The organism is Parvibaculum lavamentivorans DS-1 (assembly GCF_000017565.1).
In the GTDB taxonomy this organism is placed as follows: Bacteria; Pseudomonadota; Alphaproteobacteria; order Parvibaculales; family Parvibaculaceae; genus Parvibaculum; species Parvibaculum lavamentivorans.
This window is the reverse complement of sequence record NC_009719.1, coordinates 600,012-618,518: the sequence shown is the minus strand read 5'-3', so window position 1 is coordinate 618,518 and position 18,507 is coordinate 600,012. Positions and strand designations below refer to the sequence as shown.

12 protein-coding genes and 1 tRNA gene are annotated in these 18,507 nt (G+C 61.5%); 5 read left to right on the top strand and 8 right to left on the bottom strand.

Annotated features, from left to right (window positions below):
• The first annotated feature begins 51 nt into the window (after positions 1–51).
• Positions 52–1,803 carry an N-acyl-D-amino-acid deacylase family protein gene (locus PLAV_RS02860; protein ID WP_011995475.1) on the top strand — a complete coding sequence of 584 codons (1,752 nt, stop codon included), beginning with the start codon at positions 52–54 and terminating at the stop codon, positions 1,801–1,803.
• A gap of 179 nt (positions 1,804–1,982) precedes the next feature.
• Positions 1,983–4,736 (top strand): glycosyltransferase, encoded by a 2,754-nt coding sequence (locus PLAV_RS02855; protein WP_011995474.1) that lies wholly within the window; start codon positions 1,983–1,985, stop codon positions 4,734–4,736.
• A 147-nt stretch (positions 4,737–4,883) separates the two neighbouring features.
• On the opposite strand, the gene PLAV_RS02850 is transcribed toward PLAV_RS02855, so the two are convergent.
• From PLAV_RS02850 to PLAV_RS02830, 5 genes are all read right to left on the bottom strand, one after another.
• Positions 4,884–5,657, bottom strand: a complete 774-nt coding sequence (locus PLAV_RS02850) for an SDR family NAD(P)-dependent oxidoreductase (protein ID WP_011995473.1) — start codon at positions 5,655–5,657, stop codon at positions 4,884–4,886.
• Between the two features lie 192 nt (positions 5,658–5,849).
• Positions 5,850–7,604: a class I adenylate-forming enzyme family protein gene (locus PLAV_RS02845; protein WP_011995472.1), complete on the bottom strand. Its 1,755-nt coding sequence runs from the start codon at positions 7,602–7,604 to the stop codon at positions 5,850–5,852.
• Positions 7,605–7,738: 134 nt separating this feature from the next.
• The gene (locus PLAV_RS02840) at positions 7,739–8,404 is read right to left on the bottom strand and encodes a glutathione S-transferase family protein (protein ID WP_011995471.1); all 666 of its coding nucleotides are present in this window, start codon (positions 8,402–8,404) and stop codon (positions 7,739–7,741) included.
• A 166-nt stretch (positions 8,405–8,570) separates the two neighbouring features.
• A tRNA-His gene (locus PLAV_RS02835) sits at positions 8,571–8,647 on the bottom strand.
• A gap of 129 nt (positions 8,648–8,776) precedes the next feature.
• The gene (locus PLAV_RS02830) at positions 8,777–10,150 is read right to left on the bottom strand and encodes a sodium-dependent transporter (RefSeq protein WP_011995470.1); all 1,374 of its coding nucleotides are present in this window, start codon (positions 10,148–10,150) and stop codon (positions 8,777–8,779) included.
• Between the two features lie 181 nt (positions 10,151–10,331).
• Here PLAV_RS02830 and PLAV_RS02825 point away from each other — a divergent pair, with 181 nt between their 5' ends.
• Positions 10,332–11,273: an alpha/beta fold hydrolase gene (locus PLAV_RS02825; protein WP_011995469.1), complete on the top strand. Its 942-nt coding sequence runs from the start codon at positions 10,332–10,334 to the stop codon at positions 11,271–11,273.
• On the opposite strand, the gene PLAV_RS02820 is transcribed toward PLAV_RS02825, so the two are convergent.
• Entirely contained in the window at positions 11,270–13,246 is a 1,977-nt protein-coding gene (locus PLAV_RS02820) for an acetoacetate--CoA ligase (RefSeq protein ID WP_011995468.1), read from the bottom strand. The two genes, PLAV_RS02825 and PLAV_RS02820, sit on opposite strands and share 4 nt — an antisense overlap.
• 63 nt (positions 13,247–13,309) lie before the next feature.
• Positions 13,310–15,106, bottom strand: coding sequence for an ABC transporter ATP-binding protein (locus tag PLAV_RS19950; RefSeq protein WP_011995467.1), 1,797 nt, complete (start codon positions 15,104–15,106; stop codon positions 13,310–13,312).
• Positions 15,107–15,579: 473 nt separating this feature from the next.
• Here PLAV_RS19950 and PLAV_RS02810 point away from each other — a divergent pair, with 473 nt between their 5' ends.
• Complete coding sequence (locus PLAV_RS02810; protein WP_011995466.1) at positions 15,580–17,613, top strand: AsmA family protein; 2,034 nt, start codon at positions 15,580–15,582, stop codon at positions 17,611–17,613.
• Between the two features lie 3 nt (positions 17,614–17,616).
• On the opposite strand, the gene PLAV_RS02805 is transcribed toward PLAV_RS02810, so the two are convergent.
• The gene (locus tag PLAV_RS02805) at positions 17,617–18,129 is read right to left on the bottom strand and encodes a cupin domain-containing protein (RefSeq protein WP_011995465.1); all 513 of its coding nucleotides are present in this window, start codon (positions 18,127–18,129) and stop codon (positions 17,617–17,619) included.
• A gap of 97 nt (positions 18,130–18,226) precedes the next feature.
• On the opposite strand from PLAV_RS02805, the gene PLAV_RS02800 reads away from it, so the two are divergent.
• A complete protein-coding gene (locus tag PLAV_RS02800) occupies positions 18,227–18,478 on the top strand; it encodes a DUF6460 domain-containing protein (RefSeq protein ID WP_011995464.1) in 252 nt (83 codons plus the stop codon).
• Positions 18,479–18,507 lie beyond the last annotated feature (29 nt).

The following is an 18,507-nucleotide window of genomic DNA, read 5'->3' as shown; positions in this document are numbered from 1 at the left end:
TCCGCTATCCTCCCCCAAAGCCATTAGAGCCATTTCCGGGAGGGAAACCTTATGAGCCAGCATGACATCGTGATCCGCGGCGGCGCCGCCTATGACGGCACGGGCGCCGCGCCCGTCGAGGCCGACGTCGCCATTTCCGGCGGCCGCATCGTCGAGATCGGCAAGGTTTCCGGTTCCGGCGCGGAGGAGATCGACGCGAAGGGTCAGATCGTGACGCCCGGCTTCGTCGATGTGCATACGCATTATGACGGCCAGGTCACATGGGACCCCTATCTCCAGCCCTCCACCTTTCACGGCGTCACCACCGCCGTCATGGGCAATTGCGGCGTCGGTTTCGCGCCCTGCAAGCCCGAACAACGCGAATGGCTGCTCGGGCTGATGGAAGGCGTTGAGGATATTCCGGGTTCGGCGCTTGCCGAGGGCATCAAGTGGAACTGGGAGAGCTTCGCGCAATATATGGATGCGGTCGAAGCCTCGCCGCTCGCGCTCGATGTCGGCCTGCAAATTCCGCATGCCGCCGTCCGCGCCTATGTGATGGGCGAGCGCGCGCCCGCGCTTGAGCCCGCCACGGAAGCGGAGACGGCCGAGATGGGCCGCCTCGTCGTCGAGGCGCTCGAAGCCGGCGCGCTCGGCTTCTCCACCTCGCGCACGGTAAAACACAAGGACGTGAAAGGCGGCGCGACGCCGACGCTGAAGGCCGAAGCGATGGAACTCCACGGCATCGCGCGCGCCATGGGCAAGGCGCAGAAGGGCGTGCTGCAGCTCATCGCCGATTTCAAGGACACGGATGCCGAATTCGCGATGCTGCGCGGCATGGTGGAGCTTTCCGGCCGGCCCATGTCCATCACCATCGAACAGGATGACCGCTGGCCCACCGTCTGGAAGCGCGTGCTCGACAATATCGCCGCCGCCAATCAGGACGGGCTTCCCATTCGCGGCCAGGTGCCGCCGCGCGCCACCGGCGTGCTGCTCGGCCTCACCTCCTCGCTCAATCCCTTCGTGATGCACCAGACCTTCCGCTCGATCTGGGGCGCGCCGCTGGAGCAACAGGTGAAGGCGCTGCGCGACCCTGAATTCCGCGCGAAGCTTCTCGCCGAGGAGCCGCAATATCCGCAGGGCGAAATCATCGAGATGCTCTGCACCTTCTATCACAAGATGTTCGCGCTCGGAGAGAACCCGAATTACGAGCCCTCGCCCGATGAAAGCGCGAAGGCGCTTGCCGAGCGCACCGGCAAGCATCCGCGCGAAGTGCTGCTCGACTGGATGCTGGAGCGCGACGGCAAGGCGCTCCTCTATTACCCGCTGATGAATTATCACTGCGGCAGCCTCGCCGATGTCGAGACGATGCTCACCCATCCGAACACCGCCTTCGGCCTTTCCGATGGCGGCGCCCATTGCGGCATCATCTGCGATGCGAGCTTCCCGACCACGCTCATCACCCATTGGGGCCGCGACCGCACGCGGGGGCGGAAGCTCCCCCTCGAATGGCTGGTGCATGGCCTCACCCAGCGCAACGCGGCGCTTGTCGGCATGAACGATCGCGGCGTCCTCGCGGCCGGCATGAAGGCGGATGTGAACGTGATCGACTTCGACAATCTCACGCTCTATTCGCCGCGCATCGTCAACGACCTGCCGGCGGGCGGAAAGCGCCTCATCCAGCAGACGGATGGCTACACGGCCAGCATCGTCTCGGGCGCCGTCGCCTTCCGCAATGGCGAGCCGACGGGCAAGCTCAATGGCCGCCTGGTGCGCGGCGCGCAGGCCCGGCCCCAAGGGGTGCGTATTCCAGCCGCCGCCGACTAAGGCTATAAATCGCCCTGGCCACTGGCCGCGGCGGAAATCTGCCCTAATTTGGTCAAGGTACGGGACCAAAAGGTGCCCGGTCCCTTGCCCGCGCGCGAATGGGGCTGGCGGGGGCTGGGCCGCCATGCGGGCGCTGTTTAGAGCCGTTTTCCCAGCGTTTTTTGCGTCTAGCGGATCCGATGATGGATAGACCCGACCCTGCCTCCCTGCCGGCCGAGCCCTCGCCGGATGCCCCCAAGGACAATCCGCGTTCGTGGCGTCATTCGGTCTTTGTGCGCCAGGCCGCCTTCTTCTTCATCGTTTTGCCGCTCGTCATCGCCGCCAATCTCGCGGTCTGGGCCGCCTTCAATCAGCCGCATCATGCCGAGGCCTGGACGGGCGAAATCGTCGGCCTCTCCTACAGCCCCTATCGCCAGGGGCAGGACCCGACGCAGAACCGGCATCCCTCCGTCGCGCAGATGGAAGAGGACATGGTGCAGCTTTCCGGCACCGTGCAGGCGATCCGTACCTACAGCGTCATTCGCGGCCAGGAAAACATTCCCGAGCTTGCTGCCAAATACGGCCTCTCCGTCGCCGTCGGCGCGTGGATCGGGCCAGACCTTGAGCGCAATGAGCGCGAGCTCGAAGTCCTCATCTCGCTCGCGCCGCGCCGCAATGTCGTGCGCGTGCTGGTCGGCAACGAGGCGCTGCTGCGCAACGATCTGCCGGTCGAGGATCTGATCGAATATATCAAGCGCGCCAAGGAGAAAATCTGGAAGCCGCTTTCCACCGCCGAGCCGCCGCATATCTGGCTCAACAATCCCGATCTTGTGGATGCGGTCGACTACATCGCCGTGCAGCTCCTGCCCTATTGGGAAGGCATACCGATCAACGAGGCGGTGAATTCCGTCTTCGAGCGTCTCGACGAGTTGCGCGAGGCCTATCCGGGCAAACCCATCGTCGTCACGGAAGTGGGCTGGCCGAGCCGCGGCAAGATCATTCCGCGCCGGCCTTATCCGGGCCTGCCCGAATGGGAACTGAAGACCGAAGCCGTTCCCTCGCTCGTCAATCAGGCGACCTTCATGCGCGAGTTCCTGAACCGCGCAAAGGCCGAAGACATCACCTATTACGTGATGGAAGCCTTCGACCAGCCATGGAAGGCCGCCGAGGAAGGCGCCGCCGGCGCCTTCTGGGGCATCTACAATGCCGACCGCCAGCCGAAATTCCCGATGGCCGGCAGCATTTCCGAGGCGCCGGAATGGCGCTTCTGGGCGTCGCTCGCCGCCGGCCTCGCGCTCGTGCCCGCCATGCTCTTCATGCTGCGCCAGCGCCATGTCCGTCCCGTCGGCGTCGTCTTCTTCGCGGTGCTGACGCAGATTGCAGGCTCCGCCATCGCATGGGCCGGGCTTTCCGTCACCGGCCTCTATTTCACCTGGGTCGGCATCACGGTCTGGAGCTTCCTCTTCTTCGCGCAAGGGCTTCTCCTCATCGTCCTTCTTGCCGAAGCGATAGAGTTCGTCGAAGTGATCTGGACGCGGCACGGTTCGCGTCACTTCAAGCCCTTCGATGAAAATGCCGTTAGCCCCACGGCGATGGTGTCGATCCATGTGCCGATCCATAACGAGCCGCCGGAGATGGTGCGCGAAACGCTTCAGGCGCTCGCAAACCTCGATTACGACAATTACGAAGTGCTCGTGCTGGACAACAACACCGTCGATCCCGAAGTCTGGCAGCCGGTGCGCGATTATTGCGCGCAGCTCGGGCCGCGCTTCCGTTTCTTCCATCTCGAAAACTGGCCGGGCTTCAAGGCGGGCGCGCTCAATTTCGGTCTGGAAAAAACCGCCGAGGAGGCCGAGATCATCGCCGTCATCGACAGCGACTATCAGGTCGAGCCGAGCTGGCTGAAAGTTCTCGTTCCCTATTTCGACAAGCAGGATGTCGGTTTCGTGCAAGGTCCGCAGGATTATCGCGACCGTCACGAAAGCGCGTTCAAGAACATGGCCTATTGGGAATATGCCGGCTTCTTCCATATCGGCATGGTCCAGCGCAACAATTTCAACGCCATCATCCAGCACGGCACCATGACGCAGGTGCGCAAGAGCGCGCTGAAGCGCGTCGGCGGCTGGGCGGAGTGGTGCATCTGCGAGGATGCCGAACTTGGCATCAAGCTCTATCGCGCCGGCTATGACAGCGTTTACGTGAACCATTCCTTCGGCCGCGGCCTCACGCCGGACACGCTGTCCGGCTACATCACGCAGCGTTTCCGCTGGGCCTATGGCGCGGTGCAGATCGTCAAGCATCACTGGGATGCGCTCGCGCCCTGGGCGAGCAGCAAGAAGGGCCTCACCGGCGCGCAGCGTTATTATTTCCTCGCCGGCTGGCTGCCCTGGTTCGCGGACGGGCTCGCGCTTCTCTTCACCACGGCGAGCATCGTTCTCTCCGCCTGGGCGCTCTACCAGCCGCACATGGTATCGCTGCCCGTCGCCGCCTTCCTTATTCCGACCATCGGCAGCTTCGTCTTCAAGTTCGTGCGCTCGCTCTGGCTCTATGCGGTGCGTGTGCGCGATTGCAGTTTCATCGAAAGCCTCGGCGCCGGTGTCGCCGCGCTCGGCCTCACCCATACGGTCGCCAAGGCGATGCTCAACGGCATGATAACGACGAGCAAGCCCTTCATCCGCACGCCGAAATGCGAGGACAAGCCACCGCTCGCCGCCGCCTTCATCCAGGTGCGCGAGGAAACGGTGATGCTCGTCCTGCTCTGGGGCCTCACCGCCGGCTTCCTGCTGAGCCCCGACTTCGCGGACAGCCAGTCGCGCCTCTGGGTCGGCGTGCTGCTCGTGCAGTCGGTGCCCTACGCCTCGGCCGTCCTCCTCTCGCTCATCAACGTCATGCCCTCCCTCTTCCGCCGGAAGAAGAAAGAGGAACCGGCGGGCGTGCTGTCGCCGGCGGAGTGACGGATTTCATCCGCGCATGAAAAAGGGCGGGGATAAGTTCCCGCCCTTCACCTGCCATTCCCTTACATGACGGTTTGATGACAGTTCGATGACAGTCGCCCTGTTTCGTACGTTTCGCTGAGCGCGAATGCGCTCTCCGGCCGTCTCTTACATGGGGCCGCCGCCGTCGATATTGATCTTCTGTCCGTTCGCATAAGGGTTCGCATCCGAGACGAGATAGACCACCGCCGCCGCCACTTCATCGGGGCCGCAGACATGACCGAACGGCATGTTGGCGTCGAGTTCGTGAATGTCCATGCCCTTCTTTCCGGCGCGCGCGGCGGCAAGGCGCGAGCCCATATCGGTGGCGGTGAGACCGGGCGCCACGATGTTCGTCCGTATGCCGAACTTTCTCTCTTCCTTGGCGAGCGTCAGTGCCAGTGCCTCCGCAGCCGCCTTTCCCATATTGTAGGGGCCGCCATTTGCCGAATGGCTCAGCGTCGCGACCGACGAGATGATGATGATGTCGCCGCGCTCTTCCTTTCTCATATGCGGGATGACGAGCTTCGACATGAAATGCGGCGCCATCGCATGCACCTTCAGCACGCGTTCAAGCTCCAGCGGATCGGTGTCCGCTACCGTCTGCCCGCGCGACGCAATGCCTGCATTGTTCACGAGAATGCCGATGGAGCCGAAATCCTTCAGCACGTCGGCGACCATCTTCTGGTCTTCCTCGAAATTTTCGACCGATGCCGAATAGGCTTTCGCCTTGCGGCCGAGTTTGGTGATTTCGGCGACCGTTTCATTCACGGCTTCTTCGTCGCGGCGATAGTTGACCGCGACATCCGCGCCCGCTTCCGCAAGCGCAATCGCGATCGAACGGCCGATGCCGCGGCCGCCGCCCGTCACCAGCGCCACGCGGCCTTCCAGGGATACTTTCATTTTCGCTCCTCCAATTTTGTCGGGGCAGGCTGCCCTTTTGACGCCATTCAACATCACTCGCTGCCGCCGCGAAAGGAGGGAGAATGAGCGCGCCGCCTAACGCAGCGTCCGGCAAGGCTTCACATGAAAGGAATGCCTCAAAACAAAAAGGGCGGCCCTTGCGGACCGCCCTTTCATTCACGATTCAGGCTCTCAGGCTGCGCGATAGCCTTCGTACTTCTTCATGTCTTCGCGCAGTACCGTCTTCAAAATCTTGCCGTTCGGATTGCGCGGCAGCGGTTCATGGCGAATTTCGATCTTGATCGGCACCTTGAAGGCGGCGAGCAGCTTGCCGACATGCGCGCGCAATTCCTCCTCGGTCACCTGCTTGCCAGGCGCAACCTGCACTATGGCGCCGACTTCCTCGCCAAGCACCTTGTGAGGAATGGCGACGACGGCGGCGTCCATGACCGCCGGATGCGCGTAGAGTGCATCTTCCACTTCGACACAGTAGATGTTCTCGCCGCCACGGATCAGCATGTCCTTGGCGCGGTCGAGAATGTACACGAAGCCTTCCTCGTCCATGCGTACGAGATCGCCCGAATGAAACCAGCCGCCTTCGGTGATCGCGGCCGCAGTCGCTTCCGGCTTGTTCCAGTAGCCCTTCACGACGTTCGGGCCCCTGATCCAGAGTTCGCCGACCTGGCCGCGCGGCAATTCGTTGCCCTTTTCATCGACAACTTTCAGATCGACGACGGGAACCGCCACGCCGGCACTATCGGGCTTCGCCACATAGTCCTCGGCGAGGTTCTGCGTGGTGATGGCGGACGTTTCGGTCAGGCCATAGCCGTTGGAGGGATGACACTTCGGAAACTGCTTCTTGATGCGGGCCACCAGATCCGGAGCGGAAGGTGCACCACCGTATCCGATCGATTCGACGCTCGATGTATCGCGCGTCGCGAAGTCGGGCGATTCCAGCACCTGCCAGACCATCGCCGGAACACCGCCAAACGAAGTAACCCGCTCGCGCTCGATAAGTTCGAGAGCCTGTTCCGGATTCCATTTGTGAATGATGACGAGCTTGCCGCCGCTGGCATAGGTGCCGACTAGGATCGAGTGGCAGCCAGTGGCGTGGAACAGCGGTACGGAGAGAAGCGTCACGCGTTGCGGTGCGTTCGGGTCCGGCGCGGGTGGCATTTCACCGCGGCGCATGAAAGCGCGCGCGCCGCCGAGCAATGCATTTGTGAGGTTGGTGCAGATATTACGCTGCGTGCCGAGCGCGCCTTTCGGCTTACCCGTTGTACCCGATGTATAGAAGATCGTTGCATCGTCTTCAGGATCGAGACCGGGGTCGGGCAGCGGATCGGCCGGCAGCTTGGCATAGTCGGACGCCTTGCCGACCAGCGTTTCGAAAGCCTCGGCCACACCGAGTTCCGCGTCCGGCGTACGGACGGCGACAAGACCGTTGAGGCCCAGCGCCTTCAGATGCGGGCGAAGACGATCGAGGCGTTCGTGATCGACGATGACGACCTTCGAGCCGGAATCCGAAATGCCGTATTCGAGTTCGGGACCCGTGCCCCAGGCGTTGAGCGGCACGACGACACCGCCGATGGCGGCGATACCCCAGAAGGCGATCGACCATTCAGGGAAGTTGCGCATGATGAGGGCGACGCGGTCGCCTTTCTTCACGCCATACTTGTCCTGAAGAACACGCCCGAAAGCCGTCGCCGCACGGTAATGATTTTCGAAAGTGAGCCGCTCGTCTTCATAGACAATGAACTCACGGTCGCCGAAGGCGCGGCCAAGATCGAAGATGGCTCGGAGCGAGCGTGGCGTGTTCTTGTAGGTGCGGATTGGCACGCCGCGGATCTCGACCGTTTCCATTTCGAAAGGCGTGCCCGGCGACGTCAGAAAGGCATGCGCCTCCTCGATTGTCATGGCAGGCCATTTGCCGGCGTTCTCGGCCATTTGTCTCTCCCTTGGGAATTCCGGTGTTTGTCGGATGTTTCTTTGCCCAAGAGATAGCCGGTTTACGCTTCAATTTGAAGAGAAAGCATTGCGGACGCGGCGTCACCGGGGAATCGCCCGGTGACGCCTGGCAATCAGAGGCCGAACTTCCTGAGCAGGTCCGCTTCTTCGGCGATGCAGGCCGCAAAGCTCGGGCGGCCATGAATGCCCGCGAGGTATCGGGTGAGGTTCGGGTAGGCCTTGGCATCCGGCTTGAGCCCTGTATGGGCGAGGTTCGCGAATTGCGTCGCAACGGAAATATCCGCAATGCCGAAGGTGTCGCCGCAGAGGAATTCCCTTGTTCCGATTTCCTTTTCGAAAAAAGCGAAATTGCGCGGAAGCTTTTCGCTCATCGTCTTTTCGGCAGCGGCCGTGTCAGGCTCCTTGCCCATCATGCGGCTCACGATCATCGGACGAAAGACGCCCATGCCGATATTCCCGGCGAGGTCGGAGTCTGCATATTCCTCATACCAGAGCGCCTTGCCGCAGGCGAAGGCGTCGGCGGGATAGAGCGCGGGCGCGGCAAACTTCTTTTCCAGATAACCGCAGATGGCGGAGGAATCGGGCAGCGTCGCATCGGGCCCGATGCTGTCGTCCCTCAATACGGGCACGCGCTTCAGCGGCGAGATTTCGACGAACCAGTCCGGCGCCGGAAAAATATTCACCTGCTCCAGCGTGTAATCCTGCCCCTTTTCAGCGAGGAACACGCGCACCTTGCGAACGAAAGGTGAAAGGCTCGGCCCATAGATTGTCAGGGTCATTAATCCATTCCTCCGGCCCCGGACGCTCTTCCGGCGGCGCTGTTCCTGATTGCGAGAAGCTTAGTTGGCGAGAACAAAGCACCACCCCGCGGGGCGGCGCAAGCGCGAAGTCGCCGCTCATCGGCGGATCGTTCATCGCCCAGGACAGCGCCGGGCCTGGCGTAAATGGTACAGCCGCCCCGGCTCGAACGGGGGACCTCTAGATCCACAATCTAGCGCTCTAACCAACTGAGCTACGGCTGCACGGGATCACGCGAGCAGCCCTCAGGGCCATGTCTCGCGCGATGGCCGGGAACTTAATTCGCCGCCGCCCGGATGACAAGCCCGGGCCGGGCACCCACAGCCAAAATCGCCCCAGGGCTGGAAAAAGCACTACATCAGCACGTTAGCCACGAAAATCGACATGACCCCAAGGGGGGCAACGTAACGCAGGGCGAAGCGCCAGAGCCGGAACCAGAGCTTCCCTCTCGCCCCCAAGGCTTCCTCCGCGGCCGAGCTCGAAAGGACCCAGCCTGCAAAAAGGGACATCAACAGGCCCACCGTCGGCATGACGATATTGGAGGTCGTGAAATCCAGCACATCGAACACCGTCTTGTCGGCCATGAGACCGAGCCCGGCGAGCGGATGAAAATCCGCCCACAAGTTGAAGGAGAGAACCGTTCCGATCCCGGCAACCCACGCCGCCCCGCCGACTATCAGCGCCAGCCATTTGCGCGGTATGTGAATGCCCTCCTCCACCCATGCAACGACCGGTTCCAGCAGCGAGATCGCGGAAGTGATCGCGGCGACCGAAAGCAGCAGAAAGAAAGCGGCGCCGATCAGAACGCCACCGCCGATGGTGCCGAAGGCGATGGGCAAGGTAATGAAGGTCAGTCCCGGGCCGCTCGACGGTTCAAGCCCATAGCTGAAGACAAGCGGGAAAATGGCGATCCCCGCCAGCAGCGCAACCAGCGTATCCGCCACCGCAATGACAATCGCCGAGCGGCCGATGGAAACGTCCTTATCGAGATAGGCGCCGTAAGTCATCATCGCGCCCAATGCGACGCTGACGGAGAAGAAGCCCTGCCCGATTGCCGCGAGGATGGTGTCCGGCGTCACCTCGTGGAATTCGAATGCGAACATGAAGATCATCGCCTCGCCGAAGCCCGGCGTGGTCGTGGCGTAGATCGCCATGCCGACGAGAAGAAAGAAGAGCAGCGGCATCAACAACACCACCGCGCGCTCGATACCGGATGTTACGCCGGCAGCGACGATGAATATGGTGGCGGCAAGGAAGAGCGTCTGCCACAGCGCGACACTGTAGGGATCTGTCACAAAAGCCGAGAATTGCTCAGCGGCGGCTGCATTCGTCTCACCGGCGAAAGCACCAGTCAGCGCGAGCTCGACATATTTCAGCGCCCAGCCGCCAATGACACTGTAATAGGAGAGGACGATGAAAGCGCCGACGGTGCCGCCCCACCCAATCAGGGTCCAGAAGCGCGCGGCACGGTTCTCGGCGATCAGCTTGCGCATCGTATTGATCGGGCTCTGCCGCCCCATGCGGCCAAGCATGATCTCCGACACCAGAATCGGCAGAGCGATGCCCATGGTCGTGATCGCGTAAATCACGATGAAGGCCCCGCCGCCGTTCTCTCCCGCCAGGTAAGGGAACCGCCAGATATTGCCGAGACCGACGGCGCTGCCGATGGCCGCCATCAGAAAAGCAAAGCGCGACGACCATTGACGTGGCGCAAACGGTGTAGTCATGGAGAGCCCCCGGCTGGCGCGGCCCCGTAACGTCTCCCCCGAGACGCCTCGCTGCCGCCGATTGTGCTGCAACAATACGCAAATCTTTGCGATCTGTCAGGGCCGCCTTCGAGCTGAATGCGGACGTGTTTCGGGCCGGAATCGACTATAGTTCGTCAAAATACGAACCTCGAGGAAACGGATGACCGCCGATACGATCAGCACCGCCTATATCGAAGCCAACGGCCTCGCTTTCGAAGTCGATATGTGCGGCAACGGCGAGAAATTCGCATTGCTCCTTCACGGCTTCCCCGAGAGCAAGTTTTCATGGCGCTACCTGATGCCCGTGCTGGCGCAGCTCGGCTATACGGTCTGGGCTCCCAATCTTCGCGGCTATGGCGGAAGCTCGCGTCCGAAGGGGCGCGCCGCATACGAGATGCCGCATTTGCTGGACGATGTGGCGGGCCTCATCGATGCCGCCAGGGCAAGGGGGATCACGGGGCCGGCCACGCTTGTCGCTCATGACTGGGGTGGGGTCATCGCCTGGACATTCGCGCTTGCCAAGACGCGTCCGCTCGAGCGCTTCATCGTCATGAACCTGCCGCATCCAACGCTTTTCACAAAGGGATTGCGCACATGGGCGCAGTTCAAACGGTCATGGTACGTCTTCTTTTTTCAGATTCCCTGGCTGCCTGAACGGCTCATGCTGGCGCGGAATGCACACGCCATTGCCGAAGCCTTTCGGGGAATGGCGATCGACAAGAGCCGCTTCCCCGATTCCGTTCTCGATCATTACAGGAAAAACGCGCAGATCCCCGGTGCCATGACGGCAATGATCAACTATTACCGGGCGAATTTCCGGGGAACACTGCCCAAGGAGTGGACCGATCCGCCGATGCTTGAAACGCCGACGCTCATGATTTGGGGCGAGGAAGACGCAGCACTCGGCAAGGAGCTGACCTACGGCACGGAAGAATTGGTGCGCGACATCACGATCCGATACCTGCCGCAGGTTTCGCACTGGGTTCAGCAGGAAGCGCCGGAAGCCGTAAACGCGATGGTTCGCGCGTGGATCGAAGGACGCCACGTTCCCATGGCGGGCCTCGGCGGCCGCCTCCTGATCGCCGAGCGGGAAGCGAGCTAGCTCCGCAGGTCCGGCAGGTCCTTGTAGAGCGCCAGCGCTTCCGGGTTCGCCAGCGCTTCCCGATTCTTGACATCGCGGCCATGCACGATGTCCCTCACCGCAAGTTCAGTGATCTTGCCGGACTTCGTTCGGGGTATATCGGCAACAGCAATGATTTTCGCGGGAACGTGGCGCGGTGAGGCTCCCTCGCGGATTTTCGTCCGGATGCTTTTTTCGAGACCGGCGTCGAGAGAAATGCCCGGCTTCATCACGACGAAAAGCACCACACGCACATCGCCCTGCCAGTCCTGACCGATGGCCAGCGCCTCCTGCACTTCCGGCATCTGCTCGACCTGCGCGTATATTTCCGCCGTGCCGATGCGGACGCCGCCCGGGTTGAGCGTTGCGTCGGAGCGGCCATGGATCACCACTCCATCATGCGCGGTGATTTCGGCGAAGTCGCCATGGCACCAGACGCCGGGGAAGCGATCGAAGTAGGCAGCCCGATATTTACGGCCGTCATCGTCATTCCAGAATCCGATGGGCATGGACGGGAAGGGCTTTGTGCATACCAGCTCGCCCTTGCTCGCCTCCTTCCCGCCCGGCGGCAGCGGCGCGCCGTTTTCATCCCAGACCTCGACGGCCATGCCCAGTCCCCGCGCTTGAATCTCGCCGCGGTAAACCGGAAGCAAGGGACTGCCGAGCACAAAACAAGAGACGATGTCGGTTCCGCCAGAAATCGAACAAAGCGCCGCATCGTCTTTTATATCGTCATAGACGAAGTCGAAACTCTCCGGTACCAGCGGTGAGCCTGTCGACAAGATCATGCGCACTGACGAAAGATCGTGGGTCTCGCGCGGCTTCAGCCCCGACTTTTTTACCGCATCGATGAACTTCGCCGATGTGCCGAAGACGTTGATCTTCGCCTGGTCGATATAGTCGAACAATACGCGCTCATCCGGCGCGAAAGGCGAGCCGTCGTAAAGCGCCAGCGTCGCACCGGCGGCCAGCCCCGACACCAGCCAGTTCCACATCATCCAGCCGCAGGTGGTGAAATAGAAAAGCACTTCGCCGCGTTTTATGTCGCAGTGGAGAAGATGCTCCTTCAGGTGTTGCAGCAGCGTGCCGCCCGCCGAGTGAACGATGCATTTGGGAACGCCCGTCGTGCCGCTCGAATACATGATGTAGAGCGGATGCGCGAATGGAAGGCGCGCGAAGGTCAGTGGCTCATCCGTTACCTCCGCGAGAAGTGACTGCCAATCCTCCGCCTTCAGATTTTTTGGTCCCTCGCCGATAAATGGGACAATGGCGACATGCTCCAGCGTCGGCAGTCCCTCTATGATTTCGCCGAGCTTGTCATGCGCGGGCAGTGTCTTTCCGGCATAGCGGTATCCATCGCAAGCGACGAGGACCTTCGGTCCTATCTGGCCGAACCGGTCGAGAACCCCGCGCACGCCGAAGTCCGGCGAACATGAGGAGAAGACGGCGCCAATGCTCGCCGCTGCCAGCATGGCGACGATCGTCTCCGGGCAATTCGGCATGAAGGCCGCCACTCGATCGCCCGGCCCGACACCCCATCGCTTCAAGACGACGGCAAACCGGGCGACCTCGCGCCGCAATTCGCCCCTGTCGAGAGGCTTCGCCATCCTGCCTTCATTGTTGAACAGAAGCGCTGGCTCCGCGTCGTCGAAGCGCAGCAGGTTTTCCGCAAAGTTCAGCGCCGCGCCGGGAAAGAATTGTGCGCCCGGCATAGCGGTTTCGTTCGCAAGAACCGTATGTCCCTTGTCACCCGCCACGCCGGCGTGATCCCAGAGCGCATCCCAGAAGTCTGCAGGCGCTGCCACAGACCATTCATGGAGAGCGGCGTAGTTGTCGAGATCCAGTCCGTACCGCGCATTCACGAACTTCATGAACGCCACCATGTTGGACGAGGCTATCGCTTCCTCGGAGGGTGTCCAAAGCGGCGCGTTCGATGGTTCTGCTTGGACGGACATGGGGCCTTCCCTTCTTGTGGCGGCGCACTTTAGGAACAGCCCTATTGGCGATCAAGTACCCAATCAGGCTGTTTCCCCAAGCACATTGCGGGCACCTGCGAGCTGAACTGCCTGCAGATGTCTGAAAACACCATCCTTGCGCGCCATCAGATCGGCATGTGTGCCCTGTTCCACGACTTCACCTTTCCGGAAAACCAGAATCCGGTCCATCCGGCGGATCGTCGACAAACGATGCGCAATCACCAGTGTCGTCCGGCCTTCCATCAGCCGCTCCATCGCGTCCTGAATATGGGCCTCCGTGACGGAGTCGAGGCTCGATGTCGCTTCATCGAGAACAAGGATGGGCGTGTCTGCCAGAAAAGCCCTGGCAATGGCGATCCTCTGACGCTCACCGCCGGAGAGTTTCACGCCGCGTTCTCCGACAAGCGTGTCGTAACCTTCGGAAAGCTCCCCGATGAAATCATCCGCATGAGCAAGTCTTGCAGCCTGTTCTACCTCCTCGCGGGTGGCGCCGGGCTTGGCATAGGCGATGTTCTCCGCGATCGACCGGTGGAAGAGGACAGGTTCCTGCGGGACAAGGGCGATTGCGCGGCGCAGGCTTTCCAGCGACACGCCCGCAATGTCCTGCCCGTCGATCAGGATGCGGCCGCTATCGATGCTATAAAGCCTTTGCAGCAGCTTGACGAAGGTCGACTTTCCGCTGCCCGATTGTCCGACGAGCGCGATGCGGGCTCCGGCTGGAATGTCCAGTGAGAGGTTCCGGTAAATCGGTTCGGCGCCGTTCGGGTAGCGAAAGCCGACCCGCTCCAGCCGCAACGAGCCGCCGTTGACTTTCAAGGGTCGAGCGCCTTCTTCAGCGGTTTCCTCGGGCGGCATATCTGCGAAGCGAACAACATCTTCAAGCTCGTTGGCACCGCGCTGCAGGTTCTGAAGGTGGAAGCCGATATCGCGCAGATAGCTGCTGATCAGCAGATAGCTTGTCATCGCATAGGCGACATCGCCGGGCGTCGCCTCCCCCCGCATCCACAAGAGAATGACCAGACCGAGCAAGCCTATCTGCAGCAGCAGCAGAACCAGCACTTGAGCGAGCATGGTGAGGTCCATCGAACGCCAGGCGCGGCGGGCCTTCTTTGACCAGTCATCGGTCAACAGAAAAAGCCGCGCGTCTTCCCGCGATTCCGCGCCGAAGGATTTCACCACCGGGTTGCAAGTTACGGCATCCGCTATGGCGCCGCCCATGGCGCTGTCCGCCGCCACGTTCAGCTTGTTGCGTGGAGAGACGAACCTCTTCACCAACCCGTAGGTAACGGCAAGATAGAGCACGATCCCCACGAGCACATAGAGACCGATCAAGGGCCAGTAAATTGCGATGCTGATCGTGATGCCGACGAGCACGCATCCCGTAGGCACGAAGCCGATATAGATCGTGTCGGCCAATGTGTCGTAAGCCCACATGCCGCGTGTGATCTTGCGGACGGTCGCACCGGCAAAGCTGTTTGAATGCCAATCCGTCGGGTAACGCTGCACGCGATGGAACGCCTCCGTCACGATCTCGCGCATGACGCGGGAGGCAAACCCCGCCCAGACAAGCATGGCCGCCCGGCGCGACGTCTGGAAGCCCAGCGCCTGTCCGACAAAGAGCCAAAGCGCCAACAACACCAGGTCGATATCGGATGGCGCAGGTGGCGTTTCCGCTTGTGCAACGGCATCGACCAACCGGCCGGACACGATGGGGAAGGCCACGTCGAAGGCAACCGACACGAGCATGAGGCCGATCAGCAAGGAGCCGCGGACCGGATGGCGGCGCCAATGGTCCCAAAGAAATGCCGCGATGCGGCGGGGTGAGATCGAAATGTTCATAGCGACATGACCGCCGGCGATGCGCCTTTGCGGTACCTTATGGAACTGGACAGGCGCGCGGGCACTGTCCCTGTCAAAGAAAACCGGGATTGCCGTGGTGCTTCGAAGCCTGGCGCGAGGACAGGACAGCGGCAGATTTTCGGCAGGAAAACGCCCGGCAGAATGATCCGGGCTAAGCGCTCAGCTCAGCGGAAACCCGGAGAACACGAACATGAAGGCATTGATACGACTTGCATTCGCTTCCCCTTTCTCGCTGAAGTTTGAAAAACCGGACAGTCTTGCTGCCCGTACACTGAACGAAGGCGTTTTTACACAGTTTTTCCATCAAAGGGAATAGCAAGCTCCGGCATTTCCTCCGAACCTCGCTCTGCTATGCTCAGCCGGCATCATTTTCGGGCCATATTTCTTATCCAGAATCGCCCGAAAATATGTGGCGCACCAAGCTACAGGCTCACATTCCTGGAGAGACATTCATGTCCCGCCTGATTGCGATAATTGTCGGTCTCATTCTTGTTCTTGTCGCTGTCATCGTCGCCGTGCCGATGCTCATTCCGATGGAGACCTACAAAAATCAGGTCATTGCAACGGTTAAACAGCAGACAGGCCGGGATCTCCGCATAGACGGCGACATCGGACTTTCCTTCTTCCCCAATATCGCTGTCTCGCTCGAGAATGTCGGCTTCTCGAATGCCTCATGGGCGCGCGAGCCCGAAATGGCCTCAATGAAGGAAATGCGGGCGGCGCTGAAGCTGATGCCGCTTTTCAGTGGCAATATAGAGATCGACAGTTTCTCGCTGGTCGATCCGGTCATCCATCTTGAGGTGCGACGGGACGGAACGCCGAACTGGCAATTCGAGGCAGCGCAGGCGGCCGCGCCCGAGAGCTCCGCTGCCACAGAAGACGGAGGCGGGTCTTCTCTTGGCGGCGTGCGCCTCGGCGACGTCTCCGTCAGGAACGGAACCGCGACCTATCGCAATGCCCAGACCGGCGCGAGCTATGCGGCGGAGCGTGTGAACATGGACCTGGCGCTTCCGGGCCTCGACGATCCGTTCATCGCCAATGGCTCCCTTGTGTGGAATGGCGACGAAATCGGCATCGATCTGCGTGCGGATCGCCCGCGCGCGCTGACCGAAGGCGGCGAAACGCCCGTCGCGCTTACAATCTCGGCCCCCAAGGTCGATGCCTCCTACTCCGGCACAGTGAAGCCGCTTGATGGCCTGGCGTTCGCTGGTGAGGTCGACCTCAATGTGCCTTCGGTGCGCGAGCTCGCCGCCTGGAGCGGCAGCCCGCTGCCCGCCGGCGACGGCTTTGGCGCACTTTCGGTCGAAGGCAAGGCAAGCGGCGGCGGCAACGAGTACCGGTTCTCCGATGCACGTGTCGGCTTTGACGGGATGAACGCCACGGGCAATCTCATCTTCCGCACAGGCGGCGCGCGCCCCTATGTCAAAGGCAATCTTGCCGTCGATAAGATCGATGTGAACACCTATCTTGCCGAAGGGAAGTCCGGCGGCGGTGGTGGCGGCGGTGGCGATGCAGGCGGAAGTGCCGGCGGGGCAGACTGGAGCACTGAGCCAATCGACATGTCGGGCCTCAAGGCAATCGATGCGGATTTTGCATTCTCGACCCAGCAGATCCTTTTTCAAAAAATCACGATTGGCGAAAGCGTGCTCAACCTCAAGCTCGCCAATGGCGTCCTCACGGCCAATCTCACCCAGCTCGATCTCTATGAGGGGCGCGGCTCCGGCGTACTCACATTGAACGGAGCGGGGAATACACCGCAGCTGAAGGCTGACTTCCGGTTGTCCGGCGTCGCCGCCGAACCGCTGCTGACCGACGCGGCGGATTTCTCCCGGCTGCAGGGCACCACCGCCGTCAATTTCTCTCTCGCCACTTCCGGCCGCAGCCAGCGGGATATGGTCGCGGCGCTTGGCGGCAACGGCGCGGTGAAGTTCACCAATGGCAAGATCAAGGGCGTCAATCTCGCACAGCTTACCCGCACCGTGCTGAGCGCGGCGACGAGCGGCTGGCAGGCCGGCGGGACTCAGGATACAGATTTTTCCGAACTGGGCGGCACCTTCACCATCAGCAACGGCGTGTTGAGCAACAATGATCTGAAGCTGCTCTCGCCGCTTATTCGCATATCGGGCGCGGGCACCGCGAATATTCTTGAGAAGACTCTCAACTACCGTGTCGAGCCTAAGATCGCCGCTTCTCTCGAAGGGCAAGGCGGCAAGACGGATGTCGCGGGCATCGAAGTGCCGATCATCATTTCCGGTCCATGGGCAAAACCGCGTTTTACGCCCGACCTCAAGTCCATGATTGAGAACCGCGAGAATATCGGCAACACGATCAAGTCGATCAAGGAAGACGGCGGCAAGTCGCTCCTTAAGGGCCTGATGGGCGAGCCCGGAGGCGGCGCTCCGGCCGAAGGCGCCGATACCGGAGGATCACAAGAAGAAACCAAGCCAAGCGCCGAGGATGCATTGAAGCAGCTCTTCGGCCGCTAGCGCTCAGACCTTCCTGAAATCGCCGAGGTCGGCGTATTCCTTCACGCCGTCGACCCGATACATGCGCCGCGCAAGACGAGGATAGGTGCAGACGTCGATAGGCGACCGTGTTCCGCCCATCAGGTAGACAAGGTCCTCCTTGGCGTCTTCCGGCACATGCATGGAATGCGCGGGCGAATTCTTCGGGAAGGCCATGAAATCTCCCGGCCCCACCCCGAACGTATCATCGCCGATGGTTGCCAGTGCCCGGCCCGAGAGGATGAAGAGGAATTCCTCGTCCTGTCCATGGAAATGGTGCTCCGTCGTGTCGCGGCCCGGCTCCACGCGGACGACATGGACGCCGACATCCTCGAGGCCCGCCATATCGCCAAGGGAGCGCGTATGGCGCACGGCATTCGGGTTGAACTGGTGCACCACGACCTTTTCCGCCAGACCGGCGATGCGAGCGGCGTCGTAAAACAGGCTTTTCCCCGCCGGAAGCCCCGCCCCGGTCTCTTTTCCATCATTGGCCGGCATCTTCAGTCCTCCTCACGGCTTTTTCGGGCCTTTGTGCCCTACGCCGCTCCCGTCTACACTGGCTTTTACTGATTCGTCGGGGACGGGCGACGCATTCATGATTCAACACGTCTTGTCGACGCTGGTAAAATTCTTCATCGGAGCGGTGGCCGTCGGCGCCCTGCTCAATGCGTTCGACATCACAGCCGAGCAGGTGCTCCAGGATGTCGGGTTCACGCCTGAGGCCGTCCTCGCTTTCGTTCGCGATGGGATCGGATGGGCTTTGCCTCACTTCCTGCTGGGGGCAATGGTCCTCATTCCCATTTGGCTCGTCATCTTTCTTCTCAAGCCTCCCGGTTTTCGCCGTTAGCAGCACCTTGCGCGGCGGGCGAAGGCATG

What these genes read in the sequence shown, in the direction of transcription:
- PLAV_RS02860 (WP_011995475.1), top strand. Translation starts at nt 52, where the DNA reads ATGAGCCAGCATGACATCGTGATCCGCGGCGGCGCCGCCTATGACGGC.
- PLAV_RS02855 (WP_011995474.1), top strand. Translation starts at nt 1,983, where the DNA reads ATGATGGATAGACCCGACCCTGCCTCCCTGCCGGCCGAGCCCTCGCCG.
- PLAV_RS02850 (WP_011995473.1), bottom strand. Translation starts at nt 5,657, where the DNA reads ATGAAAGTATCCCTGGAAGGCCGCGTGGCGCTGGTGACGGGCGGCGGC.
- PLAV_RS02845 (WP_011995472.1), bottom strand. Translation starts at nt 7,604, where the DNA reads ATGGCCGAGAACGCCGGCAAATGGCCTGCCATGACAATCGAGGAGGCG.
- PLAV_RS02840 (WP_011995471.1), bottom strand. Translation starts at nt 8,404, where the DNA reads ATGACCCTGACAATCTATGGGCCGAGCCTTTCACCTTTCGTTCGCAAG.
- PLAV_RS02830 (WP_011995470.1), bottom strand. Translation starts at nt 10,150, where the DNA reads ATGACTACACCGTTTGCGCCACGTCAATGGTCGTCGCGCTTTGCTTTT.
- PLAV_RS02825 (WP_011995469.1), top strand. Translation starts at nt 10,332, where the DNA reads ATGACCGCCGATACGATCAGCACCGCCTATATCGAAGCCAACGGCCTC.
- PLAV_RS02820 (WP_011995468.1), bottom strand. Translation starts at nt 13,246, where the DNA reads ATGTCCGTCCAAGCAGAACCATCGAACGCGCCGCTTTGGACACCCTCC.
- PLAV_RS19950 (WP_011995467.1), bottom strand. Translation starts at nt 15,106, where the DNA reads ATGAACATTTCGATCTCACCCCGCCGCATCGCGGCATTTCTTTGGGAC.
- PLAV_RS02810 (WP_011995466.1), top strand. Translation starts at nt 15,580, where the DNA reads ATGTCCCGCCTGATTGCGATAATTGTCGGTCTCATTCTTGTTCTTGTC.
- PLAV_RS02805 (WP_011995465.1), bottom strand. Translation starts at nt 18,129, where the DNA reads ATGCCGGCCAATGATGGAAAAGAGACCGGGGCGGGGCTTCCGGCGGGG.
- PLAV_RS02800 (WP_011995464.1), top strand. Translation starts at nt 18,227, where the DNA reads ATGATTCAACACGTCTTGTCGACGCTGGTAAAATTCTTCATCGGAGCG.